Here is a 16895-nt window from a genome sequence, read left to right as displayed (position 1 = left end):
CAGGTAATCAGGTCAGGGTCGCGGTGGCCAACTTCACACCGAACCCCACGAACAGGGCGCCGACGCCACCGGTGGCGCCCGCGCTGAGGCGACGCCGCTGACGGAACCAGGCCGCCAGGCGAACGCCGCAGAAAATCAGGAACGACAGGTAGCAGAAGCTGATGGCTTCCAGGACCGCGCCCAGCACCAGGAAGGACAGCGCCGGATGGGCATAACCGGGGTCCACGAACTGGATGAAGAAGGAGACGAAGAACAGGATCGCCTTCGGGTTCGACAGACTCAGCAGCAGGGCCTTGCGGAACGGCTGGTGGACGTCTTCGCGCAGGGTCGTCTCGACCTGGCCCTGGGCCGGGCTGCGCCAGGACTTGAGTCCGCCGCGCAACATGCCCCAGCCGAGGTAGAACAGGTAGGCCGCACCCAGATACTTGAGGATCTGGAAGAACAGTGGCTCGGCCTTGAGCAGCGAGGCGACGCCCAGGGCGGAGAGCAGCATCAGCACGGCGTCCCCGAGGAACACCGCGGAAGCCGCCTGGTAACCACTGCGGATACCGCGCTGGGCACTAGTGGCGAGCACGAAGAAGGAGTTGGGGCCGGGCAACAGGATGACGAACAGGGTCCCGACCACGTAGGTCCAGAAGTCGATGACACCCAGATTCGCCAGCATGAGCCTTACCCTCCCCCGTCTTAGCGGCGTGCCGCCATGGCCTGGATGAACTTGTCGAACAGCGGTGCCACGTCGTGCGGGCCAGGGCTCGCCTCGGGGTGGCCCTGGAAGCTGAAGGCGACCTTGTCGGTACGTTCGATGCCCTGCAGGGTGCCGTCGAACAGCGACTTGTGGGTGGCCCGCACGTTGGCCGGCAGACTGGCCTCGTCCACGGCGAAACCGTGGTTCTGGCTGGTGATCATCACCACGCCGCTGTCGAGATCCTGCACCGGATGGTTGGCGCCGTGGTGACCGTTGGGCATCTTCACCGTCTTGGCGCCGGAAGCCAGGGCCAGCAACTGGTGACCCAGGCAGATGCCGAACACCGGGGTCTCGGTCTCCAGGACGCCCTGGATCGCCTTGATGGCGTAGTCGCAGGGCTCGGGATCGCCTGGACCATTGGCCAGGAAGATGCCGTCGGGCTGCAGCGCCAGGGCTTCGCTGGCCGGGGTCTGGGCCGGCAGCACGGTGATGCGGCAGCCGCGGGCCACCAGCATGCGCAGGATGTTCAGCTTGACGCCGTAGTCGAAGGCCACCACGTGATAGGGCAGCTGCTCGGCCGGGATCTCGGCGTGGCTGTCGGTTTCCAGCGACCAGACGCTGGAACGCCACTCGTAGCGCTCCTTGACGCTGACTTCCTTGGCCAGGTCCATGCCCTTGAGGCCGGGGAAGGCGCGGGCCAGTTCCAGGGCGCGCTCTTCGGTGGCGTCTTCGCCGGTGAGGATGCAGCCATTCTGGGCGCCCTTCTCGCGGAGGATGCGGGTCAGTCGACGGGTGTCGATGCCGGCGATGGCGATGGTGCCGTTTTCCTTGAGATAGTCCGGCAGCGACTGCTTGTTGCGCCAGTTGCTGGCCAGCAGCGGCAGGTCACGGATGATCAGCCCGGCAGCCCAGACCTGGGCCGCCTCGCCATCCTGCGGCGTGGTGCCGGTATTGCCGATGTGCGGATAGGTCAGGGTGACGATCTGCTTCGCATAGGAAGGATCGGTCAGGATTTCCTGGTAGCCGGTCATGGCGGTGTTGAACACCACTTCGCCGACCGTGTGGCCGTCGGCACCGATGGATTCACCGCGAAAGATGCTGCCATCGGCAAGTGCGAGTATGGCTGGCTTAGTCAAGAAGACCTCCGAAAATCAAGCCTTGGCGGGCAAACGCAGGGTGCAAAAAAACGGGATGACATCTCGAAGAGTCATCCCGTTTTAATGTTGTGATTTCATTCTGCGCTAGCTTTTAGTGGATACACTAAAGCTGCATTGTACAGGAATTGATCACGCCTGGCACCCCCGCGAACGAGTCAGCGCAACTCCAGCACGTCCTGCATGTCATATAGCGCCGGCTGTTTGTCCTTGAGCCAGAGGGCTGCGCGCACGGCGCCCTTGGCAAAGGTCATGCGGCTGGACGCCTTGTGGGTGATCTCGACCCGCTCGCCTTCGCTGGCGAACAGCACCGTGTGATCGCCCACCACGTCGCCGGCACGCACGGTAGCGAAGCCGATGGTCTGGCGATCGCGGGCACCGGTCTGGCCTTCGCGGCCATAGACGGCCACCTCTTCCAGGTCGCGACCCAGCGCCTGGGCAACCACCTCGCCCATGCGCAGGGCGGTACCCGAGGGTGCATCGACCTTGTGCCTGTGGTGTGCCTCGATGATCTCGATATCCACCTCGTCACCCAGCACCCGGGCAGCGGTATCCAGCAATTTGAGGCAGAGATTGACGCCGACGCTGAAGTTGGCCGCGAAGACGATGGGAATTTCCTTGCTCGCCTCCAGCAGGGTCAGCTTCTGCTCGGCGGTGAAGCCGGTGGTGCCGATCACCATGGCCTTCTTCGCCTTGCGGCAGAGCGCTAGATTCTGCAGGGTCACGTTGGGGTGGGTGAAGTCGATGACGACATCGAAATCATCCAGCACCCGAGCCAGGTCCCCCGACAGCATCACCCCGGCACGGCCGATGCCGGCGAGTTCGCCCGCGTCGGCACCCACCAGGCTGCTCTCGGGACGATCCACCGCGGCAGTCAGGCCGGCAGCGCCCTGGGTCTGCTGGACCGCCTCGATCAGGGTCTTGCCCATGCGCCCCGCGGCGCCCATTACAGCTATACGTCGCATCATCAGCTCCAGGCTGCTGGCCGGGCGCCGCCTCGCGACGACGCCCCTGCCGGTTTAGAGGTCGTCGAAGAAGCGCTTCATGCCATCGAACCAGCCACTGGCCCGGGGCGAATGGGAGCTGTCGCTCTGCAGGGTGTTGCGAAATTCCTCGAGCAGCTCGCGCTGCCGCCGGCTCAGGTTGACCGGAGTCTCCACCACCACCTTGCACATCAGGTCGCCGGCGCCACCGCCACGCACGGGCGTCACGCCCTTGCCACGCAGGCGGAACATCTTGCCGGTCTGGGTGCCCTCGGGGATCTTCAGCTTGACGCGGCCATCCAGGGTCGGCACTTCCAGCTCGCCACCCAGGGCGGCGTCGGTGAAGTTGATCGGCACCTCGCAATAGAGGTGCTTGCCGTCGCGCTGGAAGATCGAGTGCTCGCGCACATTGACCACGACATAGAGATCGCCGCTCGGACCACCCAGGGTCCCGGCCTCGCCTTCGCCGGTCAGGCGGATGCGGTCGCCGGTGTCGACGCCCGCCGGAACCTTGACCGACAGGGTCTTCTGCTCTTCCACGCGACCCTGGCCATGACAGGCATTACAGGGCTCGGGAATGATCTTGCCGCTGCCGTGGCAACGCGGGCAGGTCTGCTGGACCGAGAAGAAGCCCTGCTGCATGCGTACCTGACCGATGCCCCCACAGGTGGGACAGGTGGAAGCGGAGGTACCCGGCTTGGCGCCATTGCCGTCGCAGACCTTGCACTCGACCAGGGTGGGCACGCGAATGGTAACCGTGGTCCCGCGCACCGCCTCTTCCAGATCCAGGTCCAGGGTGTAGCGCAGGTCGGCGCCGCGCTGCGGACCGCCGCGACCACCGGCACCACCGCGCCCACCGAAGAAATCACTGAAGACGTCGCCGAAGATGTCGGAGAAGCTCGCGCCACCCGCTGCACCGCCGAAACCACCGCCGCCCATGCTCGGATCGACGCCAGCATGGCCGTACTGGTCGTAGGCCGAGCGCTTGCCCGCATCGGACAGCACTTCGTAGGCCTCGGCGGCCTCCTTGAACTGCTCCTCGGCAGCCGCGTCACCCGGATTGCGATCCGGGTGGTATTTCATCGCCAGGCGTCGGTAGGCCTTCTTGAGCTCGGCTTCGCTGGCGCCGCGCTCGACCCCGAGCACCTCATAGTAATCACGTTTGGCCATAGACTTTCTGCACCTTAAATTTTCTCACCCTCCAGACACGCCAACGCGGGAGCAGGCTCCCGCGTGGCGGATCCGACGGGCCGAAGCCCGTCAGGTGCGGTAAGCACGCGGCTTACTTGTTGTCCTTCACTTCCTCGAACTCGGCATCGACCACGTCGTCGCCGGGCTTCTTGGCATCACCGTCCGCCTTGGCCGAGGCGCCCTCGGCACCGGCGGCAGCACCCTGCTCGGAATAGAGCTTCTGGGCCAGCGGCGCGGAGGCCTGGGACAGGGCATTCATCTTGGCTTCGATGGCATCCTTGTCGTCGCCGCGTACCGCGGTTTCCAGTTCGCCAATGGCCTTCTCGATGGTGCTCTTCTCTTCCGCGGTGGCCTTGTCGCCGGCCTCGGTCAGCATTTTGCGGGTGCCGTGCACCAGGGCATCACCCTGGTTGCGGGCCGCAGCCAGCTCTTCGAACTTGCGATCCTCGTCGGCATTGGCCTCGGCGTCACGCACCATCTGCTGAATCTCGTCCTCGGACAGACCGGAGGACGCCTTGATGACGATGGACTGCTGCTTGCCGGTGGCCTTGTCCTTGGCGGACACGTTGAGGATGCCGTTGGCGTCGATGTCGAAGGTCACCTCGATCTGCGGCACGCCACGCGGCGCCGGCGGGATCTCGGCCAGGTCGAACTTGCCCAGCGACTTGTTCTGCGCGGCCTGCTTGCGCTCGCCCTGCAGCACATGGATGGTCACGGCGCCCTGGTTGTCGTCGGCGGTGGAGAACACCTGCGACTTCTTGGTCGGGATGGTGGTGTTCTTCTCGATCAGCGCGGTCATCACGCCACCCATGGTCTCGATGCCCAGGGTCAGCGGGGTGACGTCCAGCAGCAGCACGTCCTTGACGTCACCGGCCAGCACGGCCCCCTGGATGGCGGCACCGATGGCAACGGCTTCGTCCGGGTTGACGTCCTTGCGCGCTTCCTTGCCGAAGAAGTCGGCCACGCGCTTCTGCACCAGCGGCATGCGGGTCTGACCGCCGACCAGGATGACCTCGTGGATGTCGGAGACGTCCAGGCCGGAGTCCTTCAGCGCGGTGCGGCACGGCTCGATGGTGCGCTCGACCAGCTCTTCCACCAGGGACTCCAGCTTGGCGCGGGAGACCTTGACGTTCAGGTGCTTGGGACCGCTGGCATCGGCGGTGATGTACGGCAGGTTGACGTCCGTCTGGGTAGCCGAGGACAACTCGATCTTGGCCTTCTCGGCAGCTTCCTTCAGGCGCTGCATGGCCAGCGGGTCGCCCTTGAGGTTCATGCCGCTTTCTTTCTTGAACTCTTCGACGAGATAGTCGATCAGGCGGATGTCGAAGTCTTCGCCACCCAGGAAGGTGTCGCCATTGGTGGCCAGCACCTCGAACTGATGCTCACCGTCGACCTCGGCGATCTCGATGACCGAGACGTCGAAGGTGCCGCCGCCCAGGTCATAGACGATCACGGTGTGGTCGCCCTTGGCCTTGTCCAGGCCATAGGCCAGGGCAGCCGCGGTGGGCTCGTTGATGATGCGCTTGACGTCCAGACCGGCGATGCGACCGGCATCCTTGGTGGCCTGGCGCTGGCTGTCGTTGAAGTAGGCCGGCACGGTGATGACCGCCTCGGTCACGGCTTCGCCCAGGTAGTCCTCGGCGGTCTTCTTCATCTTTTTCAGGACTTCGGCAGACACCTGGGGCGGCGCCATCTTCTGGCCCTTGGCCTCGACCCAGGCGTCACCGTTGTCGGCCTTGACGATCTTGTAGGGGACCATCTCGATGTCTTTCTGCACGACGTTTTCTTCATAACGCCGACCGATCAGACGCTTGACCGCGTACAGGGTGTTCTGCGGATTGGTCACCGCCTGGCGCTTGGCCGGCTGGCCGACCAGGGTCTCGCCATCGTTGGTGTAGGCGATGATGGACGGCGTGGTACGGGTGCCTTCGGCGTTTTCCAGTACCTTGACGTTACCGTTTTCGAGGATCGCGACGCAGGAGTTGGTCGTCCCCAGGTCGATACCGATGATCTTGCCCATGTAGTCTTCTCCAGAAATCTCAGATTCCGCGCGGCCCGCTCAGGGGGCCTTTGATGTTCGCTTGCCTACCAGATGGGGCCGAGCGAAAGAATTTCAAGCCTTTTCGTCGATGCTCGGCTGCTGCGCCGCAGGCGCCTTGCTGACTACCACCATCGCCGGCCGTAGCAGGCGACCATTGAGCAGATAGCCCTTTTGAAACACCTTGAGCACGCTGCCCGGCTCGGCGGTAGCGCTCTCCTCCATGGCCATCGCCTGGTGGTGCTCCGGATTGAAGGGCGCGCCGTGGGGATCGACGGCTTCGACCTGATAGCGCTTGAGGGTGTCCTGCAGCATCTTCAGGGTCAGCTCCATGCCTTCACGCATGGGCTTGAGGGTCTCGTCGGTGGCGTTGGACAACTCCAGGCCACGCTCCAGGCTGTCGAGCACCGGCAAGAGATCGCCGGCGAATTTTTCCAGCGCGAACTTGTGCGCCTTCTCCACATCCTGCTCGGCGCGGCGACGCACGTTCTGCAGCTCGGCAACGCTGCGTAGGGACTGGTCCTGGGCGGCGGCCAGCTGCTCTTCGAGCGTGGCGACGCGGGCGGCGAGATCCTCGTGCTGGACGTCGCCCTGGGTGGCTTCGTGCTCGGGGGTCTGGGAGTTCTGTTCGTCGGCCATGGAGTCCTCCTGTGATAATGCCGGTAGGCGCGCCCGCCAATGGACGGCGCCTTGATCGATGGCGCCTATATGGGGCCGCCGGCCGGCGCTTCAAGAGCTGTATGGATTGCCAGTGCCCGAGAGGAACTGTATAAACAACCAGAAAACCGCTTTCGGAGATCGTCGCATGCTGGTGCATCTGTCCGTCCGCAACTACGCCATCGTCGAACACCTCGACCTCGACCTCGAGCGCGGCATGACCGTGATCACCGGCGAAACCGGCGCCGGCAAGTCCATCATGCTCGACGCCCTCGGCCTCACCCTGGGCGACCGCGCCGACAGCGATGCCGTAAGGCCTGGTGCCGACAAGGCCGATGTCCTGGCCAGCTTCGACACCACCGACATCCCCGAGGCGCGCCAGTGGCTCTCCGAGCGCGACCTGGAGCAGGACGGCCCCTGCCTGCTGCGCCGCGTCATTACCCGCGAAGGACGCTCGCGCGGCTATATCAATGGCTCGCCCTGTCCACTGGCCGACCTCAAGACCCTCGGCGGCCTGCTGATCGACATCCACAACCAGCACGAACACCAGTCGCTGCTCGGTCTCGATACCCACCGCCGCCTGCTGGACGAATACGCCGGCGCGGGCGAGCTGGTCCGCCAGGTGCAACTCGCCGCCCAGCGCTGGCGCCAGGTGCGCCAGACCCTGGAGCGCCTGACCCGCAACGGTGACGAGCAACGCGCCCGCCATCAGCTGCTTAGCTATCAGCTGGAAGAACTCGACAACCTCGCCCTGGTCGAGGGCGAGCTGCAGGCCCTGGAGCAGGAGCAGAGCGACCTGGCGAGTGCCGAGCACATCCTGCTGGCCTGTCGTCAGGCCATGGACCTCTGTACCGAAAGCGAGCAGGGCAATGCACTGTCGGCACTCAATGCCAGCGTGGCACGCCTGACCGCCTTCGATCGCCCCCCGGCGCAGATCCAGGAAGCCAGCAACCTGCTCGCCTCCGCGCAGATCCAGATCGAGGAGGCGATGAATGAACTCAATCGCTTCGTCGATCATTTCGAAGCCGACCCGGAGCGCCAGCAGGCGGTACAGGAGCGTCTCGACAGCGTCTACAGCCTCGCCCGCAAGCATCGCGTGCAGCCCGAAGCCCTGCTGGAGCTGCACGAACAGCTGCGCAACGAACTGCAATCGCTGGATGCCGACGACGTCGCCCTGGAGCGCCTGCAGGAAGAGCTGGCCGCCTTCGAGCGCCACTACCAGGAGAAGGCCGGCGAATTGAGCCGTCTGCGCGAGCAACGGGCGCCGGAGCTGGCCGCAGCGGTCGAAACCGAGATGCAGCGCCTGGGCATGCCAGGTGGCCGCTTCAGCATCACCCTCACGCCAGGCAGCACCGGTGAACCCCAGCCGGTGGGCAACGAGGGGGTCGAGTTCCGCGTCAGCGCCAACCCGGGCCAGCCCCTGCGCCCGCTGGCCAAGGTCGCTTCCGGTGGCGAACTGTCACGGATCAGCCTGGCCATCCAGGTCATCACTGCCCAGACCTCGCGCACGCCCACTCTGGTGTTCGACGAAGTGGACGTCGGCATCGGCGGCCCGACCGCCGAGGTGGTCGGCCAACTGCTGCGGCAGCTGGGCGAGCGGGGCCAGGTACTGACGGTCACCCACCTGCCCCAGGTAGCGGCCCAGGGGCATCAGCATCTGTTCGTGCACAAGGAACGCGGCACCGACGAGACCCGCACGGCGGTTGCAAAACTAGACCGGGCGCGCCGTGTGGAAGAGGTGGCGCGCATGCTCGGCGGCGTCGACCTTACCCGCGAATCCCTCGCCCATGCCCGCAAGCTGGTGGTCAGCCGCTAGAGGCAGGCCGGCAACAGACATGAAAAAGGCGACTCAGAGTCGCCTTTTTCATGTCTGGATCTTCACTTGCGCTGACGGATGTACAGCACAAGGTTGTGATCGACCAGCTCGAAACCATGCTCTTCGACGATCTCGCGCTGACGCTTTTCGATCGAGGCATCGGTGAACTCGATGACTTCGCCGGTATCCACATCCACCATGTGATCGTGGTGTCCGGTGTCGGCCAACTCGAACACGGCGTGACCGCCATCGAAATTGTGGCGCACCACAAGGCCGGCCGCTTCGAACTGGGTAAGGACCCGATAGACCGTTGCCAGCCCCACGTCCTCGCCCGCTTCCATCAGCGCCTTGTAAACGTCTTCGGCGCTCATGTGGCGCTGCTCGGTGGTGTCCAGCATCTGCAATATCTTGACGCGCGGCAGGGTCACTTTCAGACCCGCTTTGCGGAGTTCGTTGTTCTCTACCATGCTCTTTCTCGGTGCCGAGTGCTTTCGCAGCCCTCGGGAATACGGGTATGATCGGTGCTTCGTTGCCCAGCAAGATAGTGGAAGTCTCCCACCGATGCAAAACCTCAAGCAAACGCTGACCGGGCTCTCTCTGATGGGCCTAGCCATGCTCGCCGGCTGCTCTCTGCCGGGGGTTTACAAGATCGACATCCAGCAGGGCAACGTCGTCACCCAGGACATGATAGACCAGTTGCGCCCCGGAATGACCCGACAACAGGTCCGGTTTATCATGGGCTCGCCGCTGATTCAGGACACCTTCCACCCCAATCGCTGGGACTATCTGTACAGCCTGCAGGCCGCCGGTGGTCAGCGGAAACAGGAGCGTGTCAGCCTGGTGTTCAATGGCGACAATCAGTTGAGCGGCCTGGCTGGCGATTTCATGCCAGGCACCAGCCGCGAACAGCAGATCATGGGTACCGACAGTGGCACCAGCGTGGATCCCACCGCGCCGGCGCAACCTGCCACTGCGCCTGCGGCAGCACCGGAAACGCCCGTCGTGCCCGGCTCGACCGAAGACACCATCCAGAAAGAGATCGACAGCGCTCGCCCGGCTGCCATCCCGACCCCCGACCGCATCCGTACCGACGGCCAGTGATCTCTACCTAGAGGCCAGCCTTGGCTCTGGCCTTTTCGGCCCGCCGCTTGCGACTTTCCTTGGGATCCGCGAGCAGCGGGCGGTAGATCTCGACCCGCTCGCCTTCCAGCAGCGTCCTCTCTTCCGGTTTGGCAACCTGCTTGCCAAAGATGCCGACCCGATAGCCTTCGCGCTGCTCTGGCGTCAGCTGGTCGAGCAGACCCGAAGCCAGCACGGCCTGCGCGACCGTGGCGCCCTCCTCCAGCTCCAGGCTCAATAGCCATTGCCGCTCCGGCAGCGCCAGCGCCACCTCGATGGCGAGATGCTCAGCCATAGAGGGCTCTGGCACGCTGGCAGAAGGCATCCACCATGGTATTGGCCGCCTGATTGAACAGCGGCCCCAGGGTCGCGCGCACGATGGCACTGTCGTATTCGAAGGACAGATCCAGCGAGATCTTGCAGGCCTTGTCGCCCAGCGCCTTGAACGTCCAGATACCATGCAGCTGCTTGAAGGGCCCCTTCTCCAGATCCATGGTGATGGACTCGTCCGGCACCAGGGTATTGCGGGTGGTGAACTGCTGACTGAGCCCACCCTTGGCCACGGTGAGGCCGGCGCGCATCAGCCCTTCGTTCTGCTCCAGAATCTGGGCGGACGAGCACCACGGCAGGAACTCCGGATAACGGTCCACGTCATTAACCAGCGCATAGAGCGCTGAAGCAGGATAGGGCAGCAACGCCGAACGTTGGATGTGCGAGCTCATCGGAACCTCGTAGAATAGCGATATCGGTGTCGGACCTTGAATTTGAGGGCGGCGCTCGCATTTTACTCCCGCACCAGCCTGCCGCAGTCCAGAACCGCGGTATTGTCCGTGTTTGCTCATACCCGCTCAAGCGCGTGGCGACATTTCCCCCGACTCGCTGTACCCTGGAATCATGGCCAAGCAAAAGAAAGTCTCCCCCGGTAGCATCGCGCAGAACAAGAAAGCGCTACACGAATACTTCGTCGACACCCGCTTCGAGGCGGGTGTTTCCCTGGCAGGTTGGGAGGTCAAGAGCCTGAGAGCCGGCAAGGCGCAGCTGACCGACAGCTATGTGCTGCTCAAGGACGGCGAAGCCTGGCTGCTCGGCAGCCACATCACCCCGCTACAGACTGCCAGTACCCACGTCATCGCCGACCCTACCCGCACCCGCAAGCTGTTGCTGAACAAGCGCGAGCTGGGCAAGCTGTTCGGCGCGGTGCAGCAGAAGGGCTACGCCTGCGTTGCGCTGTCGCTCTATTGGAAAAAGCACCTGGTCAAGTGCGAGATCGCCCTGGCCAAGGGCAAGAAGGAATTCGACAAGCGTGCCACTGAACGCGAGCGTGATTCCGACCGCGAGATCCAGCGCGCCATCCGCAAGGACGCCAAGTAGCCAAGCGGCAAAAAAACGTTTCGTCAGCAATGACTTGCGCAGGACGCCTGGAATTCCTATAGTGAACGACCAGCAAGTTTTGGGGGCGATTAGGATTCGACGCCGGTAACGAAACTTGAGGGGCATGCCGAGCTGGTAGCAGAACTCGTAAATTCGCTGCTGCAAACTTATAGTTGCCAACGACGACAACTACGCTCTAGCTGCTTAACGCGGCTAGCAGTCGCTAGGGGATGCCTGTAAACCCGAAACGACTGTCAGATAGAACAGGATCGCCGCCAAGTTCGCTGTAGACGTAACGGCTAAAACTTATACAGCTCGCCCAAAGCACCCTGCCCGTCGGGCCGCAATGGGTTAACTCAGTAGACAGGGCTAAGCATGTAGAACCGATAGCGGAGAGCTGGCGGACGGGGGTTCAAATCCCCCCGCCTCCACCAAAAAGAAAGGGCAGCCACTGGCTGCCCTTTTTCTTTGCCTGATCAACGAGGCCCTAGAAGGGAATGTCGTCGTCGAAGCTGTCGTAGTCCTGCTGCGCCGGCTGCTGCTGGGGCTTGGGCTGCTGCTGGGGACGACTGTTGCCAGAGCCGCCATTGCCACCGTTGTCGTACTGCGGAGCCGACTGCTGGGGACGAGGGGCACGCTGCTGCTGGGGCGCAGGGGCGCTCTGGTTGTATTCGTCGTTGCCACCGGCATTGCCACCGCGGCCACCCAGCAACTGCATGTTGCCGTTGATATCGACCACGATTTCGGTGGTGTAGCGATCCTGACCGTCCTGCCCCTGCCACTTGCGGGTACGCAGGCTGCCTTCGACATAGACCTGGGAGCCCTTGCGGATGTACTCGCCAGCGATCTCTGCCAGACGACCAAAGAACACCACGCGGTGCCATTCGGTACGATCCTGCTGCTGGCCGGTCTGCTTGTCCTTCCAGCTTTCGCTGGTGGCCAGGGTGACATTGGTCACCGCATTGCCATTGGGCATGTAACGGGTTTCGGGATCGGCGCCGGCGTTGCCGACGAGGATGACTTTGTTGACGCCACGGGCCATATGAATCTCCTGATAAGGCTGTCGATCAAGCGGCGACTGGCGTTTGGCTTACCAGTCGCTCCAATTGCGCCCGATCGACGATTTTAGTATCGATCTTGATGTAGACGGCTTGTTCTTCCGCCACCATTACCGCGTCGGTCACTCCGGCCAGGGCCAACAGGCGTCCGACCAATCCCTGGTCGTTGACTAGCGCGGGCGTAACCGGCAAACGCAGACTGGTGACATAGGGCGGTTCTCGCATCGTACCAGCTACCACCGCCCATCCCAGGCAAAGCGCCGCACAACCCAGGAAGACGGTGGACAGGCCACCATGCTGGAACAGCCAGCCACCGAGGATACCGCCCAACGCGGAACCAAGGAACTGACTGGTGGAATAGATCCCCATGGCGGTGCCCTTGCCGCCTGCAGGCGCCACCTTGCTCACCAGTGACGGCAGCGAGGCCTCCAGCAGGTTGAAGGCGGTAAAGAACACCACGATGCCGATGACCAGGGCCACCAGGCTGTCGCTGAAAAAGAAGAAGTACAGCTCGCACAGCACCAGCACACTGATGGCGCCCACCAGCACGCGCTTCATGCGCCGCTTCTTTTCACCATAGATGATGAAGGGAACCATGGCGAAGAAGCCGACCACCAGTGCGGTCAGGTAAACCCACCAGTGCTCTTCCTTGGGCAGGCCGGCGTGTTCGGCAAGAGCCAGCGGCAGGACGACGAAACTGGCCATCAGCACGGCGTGCAGCGCCAGGATACCGAAGTCCAGCCGCAGCAGATCGCGATTGCGCAGGGTCGCGCCCAGCGCCTGGCGCGCCAGATTCGACTCCCGATGGGCGAAGGGCGAAGCCTGGTGAGGAACCAGGAACAGCACGATCAGCAGGCCGACCAGTGCCAGTCCGCAGGTCGCCCAGAACAGACCGGCCAGACCATAGGCACGGGTCAGCAGCGGTCCGGCCACCATCGCCACGGCAAAGGACACGCCGATGCTCATGCCGATGGTAGCCATGGCCTTGGTGCGATGCTGCTCGCGGGTCTGATCCGACAGCAGCGCCATGATGGCGGCCGAAATGGCGCCGCCGCCCTGCACGATACGACCGGCGATGACGCCCCAGATCGAGTGGGCATTGGCGGCAATGGCGGCACCAAGGGCGAACACCAGCAGTCCACCAATGATGATGGGGCGTCGACCGATGCGATCGGACAGCGTCCCCAGGGGAATTTGCAGGACCGCCTGGGTCAAACCATAGGCACCTATGGCCAGGCCAATCAGTGCCGGGGTGGCATCCGCCAACTCCTGACCATAGGTCGCCAGGACCGGGAGCACCATGAACATACCGAGCATACGAAAGGCGAAGACCAGAGCCAGCCCCAGGGCGGCACGGCGTTCGACGCCGTTCATGGCTTCACTGCGCTTGTCGAGCATTGATAATCCTCTCGTCGGCGACAGGCTTTTACGTCGCCACACAGCTTTAAAACAGTCGTGACAATGACCATTTAGGGAGGAAGCGGTGAAGATAGCCGAGCGCTCGTCCGAACGTTCCCGACCGCCAGGATCACGAACGCCCGATCACCGCTGTCGGGCCACCAATTTTACCAGCCTTACCCCCTCTCTCACAGGCGCGGCAGATAGCCGCAGCCCGGGACGAGACCTCTTTCCTATTGAAGCGCCGCCAAAACGAGGCAGAAGTCTACGTGGATAAAATCCTCATCCGTGGGGCCCGCACCCATAATCTGAAGAACATCGACCTTACCCTTCCCCGGGACAAGCTCATCGTCATCACCGGCCTGTCCGGGTCCGGCAAGTCTTCGCTGGCGTTCGACACCCTCTATGCCGAAGGCCAGCGCCGCTACGTGGAATCCCTGTCGGCCTATGCCCGGCAGTTCCTGTCGATGATGGAAAAGCCCGACGTGGACACCATCGAAGGCCTGTCCCCGGCGATCTCCATCGAGCAGAAATCCACTTCGCACAACCCGCGCTCCACCGTGGGCACCATCACCGAGATCTACGACTACCTGCGCCTGCTCTATGCGCGCGTCGGTACGCCCCGCTGCCCGGAGCACGACGTGCCCCTGGAAGCCCAGACCGTCAGCCAGATGGTCGATCAGGTGCTGGCCATGCCGGAAGGCGAGCGACTGATGCTGCTGGCCCCCATCGTGCGTGAGCGCAAGGGTGAGCACCTCTCGGTATTCGAGGAATTGCGCGCCCAGGGCTTCGTCCGCGTCCGCGTCAATGGCCGTCTGCACGAGATGGACGAACTGCCCAAGCTGGACAAGCAGAAGAAGCACACCATCGAGGTGGTGGTGGATCGCTTCAAGGTGCGCGAAGATCTCCAGCAACGCCTGGCGGAATCCTTCGAGACGGCGCTGAAGCTAGCCGACGACATCGCCATCATCGCGCCCATGGAAGGCGAGAATGGTGAGGAGATCGTCTTCTCCGCGCGCTTCGCTTGTCCGATCTGCGGCTTTTCCATCGGTGAGCTGGAGCCCAAGCTATTTTCCTTCAACAACCCTGCCGGTGCCTGTCCGACCTGCGACGGCCTGGGCGTGAAGCAGTTCTTCGATGCCCGCCGGGTGGTCAACGAGGAGCTCAGTCTCAGCGAAGGCGCCATCCGCGGCTGGGACAGGCGCAACGTCTACTACTTCCAGATGCTCGGCTCGTTGGCGAGCCACTATGGCTTCAGCCTGGACGAGCCCTTCAAGGGTCTCGATGACAAGCACCGCAAGGCGGTTCTCAGCGGCTCCGGACGCGAGAGCGTCAACTTCCGCTATCTCAATGACCGCGGCGACATCGTCAAGCGTGCCCACCCCTTCGAAGGCATCCTGCCGAATCTGGAGCGGCGTTATCGCGAGACCGAATCCCAGAGCGTGCGCGAAGAGCTGGCGAAGTATCTGAGCACCCAGCATTGCCCGGACTGCAATGGCACCCGCCTGCGGCGCGAAGCGCGGCATGTCTGGGTCGGCGACAAGACCCTGCCGGCGGTTACCCGCCTGCCCGTGGGCGATGCCACCCAGTACTTCCAGGACCTCACCCTTAAGGGCCAGCGGCAGCAGATCGCCGACAAGATCCTCAAGGAGATCCGCGAGCGCCTGCAGTTCCTGGTCAACGTCGGCCTGGACTACCTGACGCTGGATCGCAGCGCCGACACCCTGTCCGGCGGCGAGGCGCAGCGTATCCGCCTGGCCAGCCAGATCGGTGCAGGTCTGGTGGGCGTCATGTATATCCTCGACGAGCCTTCCATCGGCCTCCACCAGCGCGACAACGAACGCCTGCTGGGCACCCTGACCCACCTGCGCGACCTGGGCAATACGGTCATCGTCGTCGAGCACGACGAGGATGCCATCCGCCTGGCGGACTATGTCATCGACATAGGTCCGGGGGCCGGCGTGCACGGCGGCCAGATCATCGCGGAAGGTACGCCCGACCAGGTGATGCAGCATCCCGACTCGGTGACCGGGCAGTACCTGTCGGGCCGCAAGAAGATCGCAGTCCCCGCCAAGCGCACGCCGCGGGACAAGAAGAAGCTGCTGAAGCTCAAGGGTGCCCGCGGAAACAACCTGCAGAACGTCAATCTGGAGATTCCCGTCGGCCTGCTGACCTGCGTGACCGGGGTGTCCGGCTCCGGCAAGTCGACTCTGATCAACAACACCCTCTTCCCGCTGACCGCCACGGCGCTCAATGGCGCGACGACCCTGGAAGTCGCCGCCCATGACAGCTTCGAAGGCATGCAGCACCTGGACAAGGTGGTGGACATCGACCAGAGCCCCATCGGCCGTACGCCACGCTCCAACCCGGCGACCTACACCGGTCTTTTCACCCCGATTCGCGAATTGTTCTCCGGCGTCCCGGAATCCCGCTCCCGCGGCTACACCCCGGGGCGCTTCTCCTTCAACGTCAAGGGCGGCCGCTGCGAGGCCTGCCAGGGCGACGGCGTGATCAAGGTGGAGATGCACTTCCTGCCGGACGTCTACGTCGCCTGTGACGTCTGCAAGGGCAAGAGATACAACCGCGAGACCCTGGAGGTGAAGTACAAGGGCAAGACCATCACCGAGGTCCTGGACATGACCATCGAAGAGGCCCATGCCTTCTTCGAGTCCATCCCGGCCCTGGCGCGCAAGCTGCAGACGCTGATGGATGTCGGCCTGTCCTATATCCGTCTCGGCCAGAGCGCCACGACCCTGTCAGGCGGCGAGGCCCAGCGTGTGAAGCTGGCGCGGGAGCTGTCCAAGCGCGATACCGGCAAGACACTCTATATTCTCGACGAGCCCACTACCGGTCTGCACTTCGCCGATATCCAGCAGTTGCTGGACGTATTGCATCGCCTGCGGGATCACGGCAATACCGTGGTGGTGATCGAGCACAACCTCGATGTCATCAAGACCGCGGACTGGCTGGTGGACCTTGGACCTGAAGGCGGCTCCAAGGGTGGTCAGATCATTGCGACAGGTACCCCCGAGGAAGTCGCGGCGAACAAGAAGTCCTATACCGGCCACTTTCTCAAGCCCCTGCTGGAACGTGACCGGGAGTAATCCTCGGCACCCTCCAGAACGCAAAAAGCCCGGCAGATGCCGGGCTTTTTCTTGCTTGCGTAACGCTGGCGTAGGTTGGGCTGAGCCTAGCGAAGCCCAACCTACGGAAGCCACCCCCGGCCTTCCAGTGTCCTTCCGCAATTCTCTCGATACCTGTAGCGGCTCCCGCTCGTTGGGCTTCGCTGCGCTCAGCACCAACCTACGACAGTCCTGTGCCGCGCTTCACACACAACAGCCCGGCGCAGCCGGGCTGTTGGGGCTCTTGTGCCCTTGCAGGCTTAAAGCAGCACCTGCCCGACAGGCACTACTGCAACGTCTCCG

Annotated in this window: 15 protein-coding genes and 1 other RNA gene; 5 read left to right on the top strand and 11 right to left on the bottom strand. The window is 63.6% G+C overall.

Features of this window, described 5'->3' with window-relative positions; all coding sequences use genetic code 11:
• Positions 1 to 7: 7 nt before the first annotated feature.
• From leuE to grpE, 6 genes are all read right to left on the bottom strand, one after another.
• Complete coding sequence (leuE, locus tag PVZ77_RS13825) at positions 8 to 664, bottom strand: leucine efflux protein LeuE (RefSeq protein WP_405046268.1); 657 nt, start codon at positions 662 to 664, stop codon at positions 8 to 10.
• A 20-nt stretch (positions 665 to 684) separates the two neighbouring features.
• Positions 685 to 1821, bottom strand: coding sequence for a glutamine-hydrolyzing carbamoyl-phosphate synthase small subunit (gene carA, locus PVZ77_RS13820; protein ID WP_273806700.1), 1137 nt, complete (start codon positions 1819 to 1821; stop codon positions 685 to 687).
• Positions 1822 to 1997: 176 nt separating this feature from the next.
• Complete coding sequence (dapB, locus tag PVZ77_RS13815; protein ID WP_273806701.1) at positions 1998 to 2804, bottom strand: 4-hydroxy-tetrahydrodipicolinate reductase; 807 nt, start codon at positions 2802 to 2804, stop codon at positions 1998 to 2000.
• Positions 2805 to 2858: 54 nt separating this feature from the next.
• Positions 2859 to 3992, bottom strand: a complete 1134-nt coding sequence (gene dnaJ / locus PVZ77_RS13810; RefSeq protein ID WP_007162663.1) for a molecular chaperone DnaJ — start codon at positions 3990 to 3992, stop codon at positions 2859 to 2861.
• A gap of 112 nt (positions 3993 to 4104) precedes the next feature.
• Complete coding sequence (gene dnaK / locus PVZ77_RS13805; RefSeq protein ID WP_133863033.1) at positions 4105 to 6033, bottom strand: molecular chaperone DnaK; 1929 nt, start codon at positions 6031 to 6033, stop codon at positions 4105 to 4107.
• 93 nt (positions 6034 to 6126) lie between these two features.
• Entirely contained in the window at positions 6127 to 6690 is a 564-nt protein-coding gene (gene grpE, locus PVZ77_RS13800; RefSeq protein WP_183634014.1) for a nucleotide exchange factor GrpE, read from the bottom strand.
• Between the two features lie 166 nt (positions 6691 to 6856).
• On the opposite strand from grpE, the gene recN reads away from it, so the two are divergent.
• Positions 6857 to 8524 (top strand): DNA repair protein RecN, encoded by a 1668-nt coding sequence (gene recN, locus PVZ77_RS13795; RefSeq protein ID WP_273806702.1) that lies wholly within the window; start codon positions 6857 to 6859, stop codon positions 8522 to 8524.
• A gap of 62 nt (positions 8525 to 8586) precedes the next feature.
• Here recN and fur read toward each other — a convergent pair whose 3' ends face one another.
• Positions 8587 to 8991, bottom strand: a complete 405-nt coding sequence (gene fur / locus PVZ77_RS13790) for a ferric iron uptake transcriptional regulator (protein WP_007162667.1) — start codon at positions 8989 to 8991, stop codon at positions 8587 to 8589.
• 94 nt (positions 8992 to 9085) lie between these two features.
• On the opposite strand from fur, the gene PVZ77_RS13785 reads away from it, so the two are divergent.
• The gene (locus tag PVZ77_RS13785) at positions 9086 to 9625 is read left to right on the top strand and encodes an outer membrane protein assembly factor BamE (protein ID WP_273806703.1); all 540 of its coding nucleotides are present in this window, start codon (positions 9086 to 9088) and stop codon (positions 9623 to 9625) included.
• 7 nt (positions 9626 to 9632) lie between these two features.
• Here the strand turns inward: PVZ77_RS13785 and PVZ77_RS13780 are convergent, their stop codons facing one another.
• A complete protein-coding gene (locus tag PVZ77_RS13780) occupies positions 9633 to 9938 on the bottom strand; it encodes an RnfH family protein (RefSeq protein WP_273806705.1) in 306 nt (101 codons plus the stop codon).
• Positions 9931 to 10365 carry a type II toxin-antitoxin system RatA family toxin gene (locus PVZ77_RS13775; RefSeq protein ID WP_273806706.1) on the bottom strand — a complete coding sequence of 145 codons (435 nt, stop codon included), beginning with the start codon at positions 10363 to 10365 and terminating at the stop codon, positions 9931 to 9933. Before PVZ77_RS13775 ends, PVZ77_RS13780 begins: the two co-directional genes overlap by 8 nt.
• A 172-nt stretch (positions 10366 to 10537) precedes the next feature.
• Between PVZ77_RS13775 and smpB the strand changes: the two genes are divergently transcribed.
• Positions 10538 to 11014, top strand: a complete 477-nt coding sequence (smpB, locus tag PVZ77_RS13770) for an SsrA-binding protein SmpB (protein ID WP_007162671.1) — start codon at positions 10538 to 10540, stop codon at positions 11012 to 11014.
• Between the two features lie 81 nt (positions 11015 to 11095).
• Positions 11096 to 11448: a transfer-messenger RNA gene (gene ssrA, locus PVZ77_RS13765) on the top strand.
• Between the two features lie 53 nt (positions 11449 to 11501).
• On the opposite strand, the gene ssb is transcribed toward ssrA, so the two are convergent.
• Together ssb and PVZ77_RS13755 are read right to left on the bottom strand one after the other, a co-directional pair.
• Positions 11502 to 12056 (bottom strand): single-stranded DNA-binding protein, encoded by a 555-nt coding sequence (ssb, locus tag PVZ77_RS13760; protein ID WP_093257079.1) that lies wholly within the window; start codon positions 12054 to 12056, stop codon positions 11502 to 11504.
• 25 nt (positions 12057 to 12081) lie between these two features.
• Positions 12082 to 13470, bottom strand: a complete 1389-nt coding sequence (locus tag PVZ77_RS13755) for an MFS transporter (protein WP_273806708.1) — start codon at positions 13468 to 13470, stop codon at positions 12082 to 12084.
• 269 nt (positions 13471 to 13739) lie between these two features.
• On the opposite strand from PVZ77_RS13755, the gene uvrA reads away from it, so the two are divergent.
• A complete protein-coding gene (uvrA, locus tag PVZ77_RS13750) occupies positions 13740 to 16574 on the top strand; it encodes an excinuclease ABC subunit UvrA (protein ID WP_273806709.1) in 2835 nt (944 codons plus the stop codon).
• The last annotated feature ends 321 nt before the right edge of the window (positions 16575 to 16895 follow it).

The sequence above is a fragment of the Pseudomonas sp. SHLD1 genome, assembly GCF_028640935.1.
Classification (GTDB): Bacteria; Pseudomonadota; Gammaproteobacteria; order Pseudomonadales; family Pseudomonadaceae; genus Chryseomonas; species Chryseomonas aestiva.
Note: the sequence above shows the minus strand (reverse complement) of the source record. Positions and strands in the feature narration are given on the sequence as shown.

Coding starts and splice junctions, on each gene's coding strand:
- leuE (WP_405046268.1), bottom strand. CDS start 664: ATGCTGGCGAATCTGGGTGTCATCGACTTCTGGACCTACGTGGTCGGG.
- dapB (WP_273806701.1), bottom strand. CDS start 2,804: ATGCGACGTATAGCTGTAATGGGCGCCGCGGGGCGCATGGGCAAGACC.
- dnaJ (WP_007162663.1), bottom strand. CDS start 3,992: ATGGCCAAACGTGATTACTATGAGGTGCTCGGGGTCGAGCGCGGCGCC.
- dnaK (WP_133863033.1), bottom strand. CDS start 6,033: ATGGGCAAGATCATCGGTATCGACCTGGGGACGACCAACTCCTGCGTC.
- grpE (WP_183634014.1), bottom strand. CDS start 6,690: ATGGCCGACGAACAGAACTCCCAGACCCCCGAGCACGAAGCCACCCAG.
- recN (WP_273806702.1), top strand. CDS start 6,857: ATGCTGGTGCATCTGTCCGTCCGCAACTACGCCATCGTCGAACACCTC.
- fur (WP_007162667.1), bottom strand. CDS start 8,991: ATGGTAGAGAACAACGAACTCCGCAAAGCGGGTCTGAAAGTGACCCTG.
- PVZ77_RS13785 (WP_273806703.1), top strand. CDS start 9,086: ATGCAAAACCTCAAGCAAACGCTGACCGGGCTCTCTCTGATGGGCCTA.
- PVZ77_RS13780 (WP_273806705.1), bottom strand. CDS start 9,938: ATGGCTGAGCATCTCGCCATCGAGGTGGCGCTGGCGCTGCCGGAGCGG.
- PVZ77_RS13775 (WP_273806706.1), bottom strand. CDS start 10,365: ATGAGCTCGCACATCCAACGTTCGGCGTTGCTGCCCTATCCTGCTTCA.
- smpB (WP_007162671.1), top strand. CDS start 10,538: ATGGCCAAGCAAAAGAAAGTCTCCCCCGGTAGCATCGCGCAGAACAAG.
- ssb (WP_093257079.1), bottom strand. CDS start 12,056: ATGGCCCGTGGCGTCAACAAAGTCATCCTCGTCGGCAACGCCGGCGCC.
- PVZ77_RS13755 (WP_273806708.1), bottom strand. CDS start 13,470: ATGCTCGACAAGCGCAGTGAAGCCATGAACGGCGTCGAACGCCGTGCC.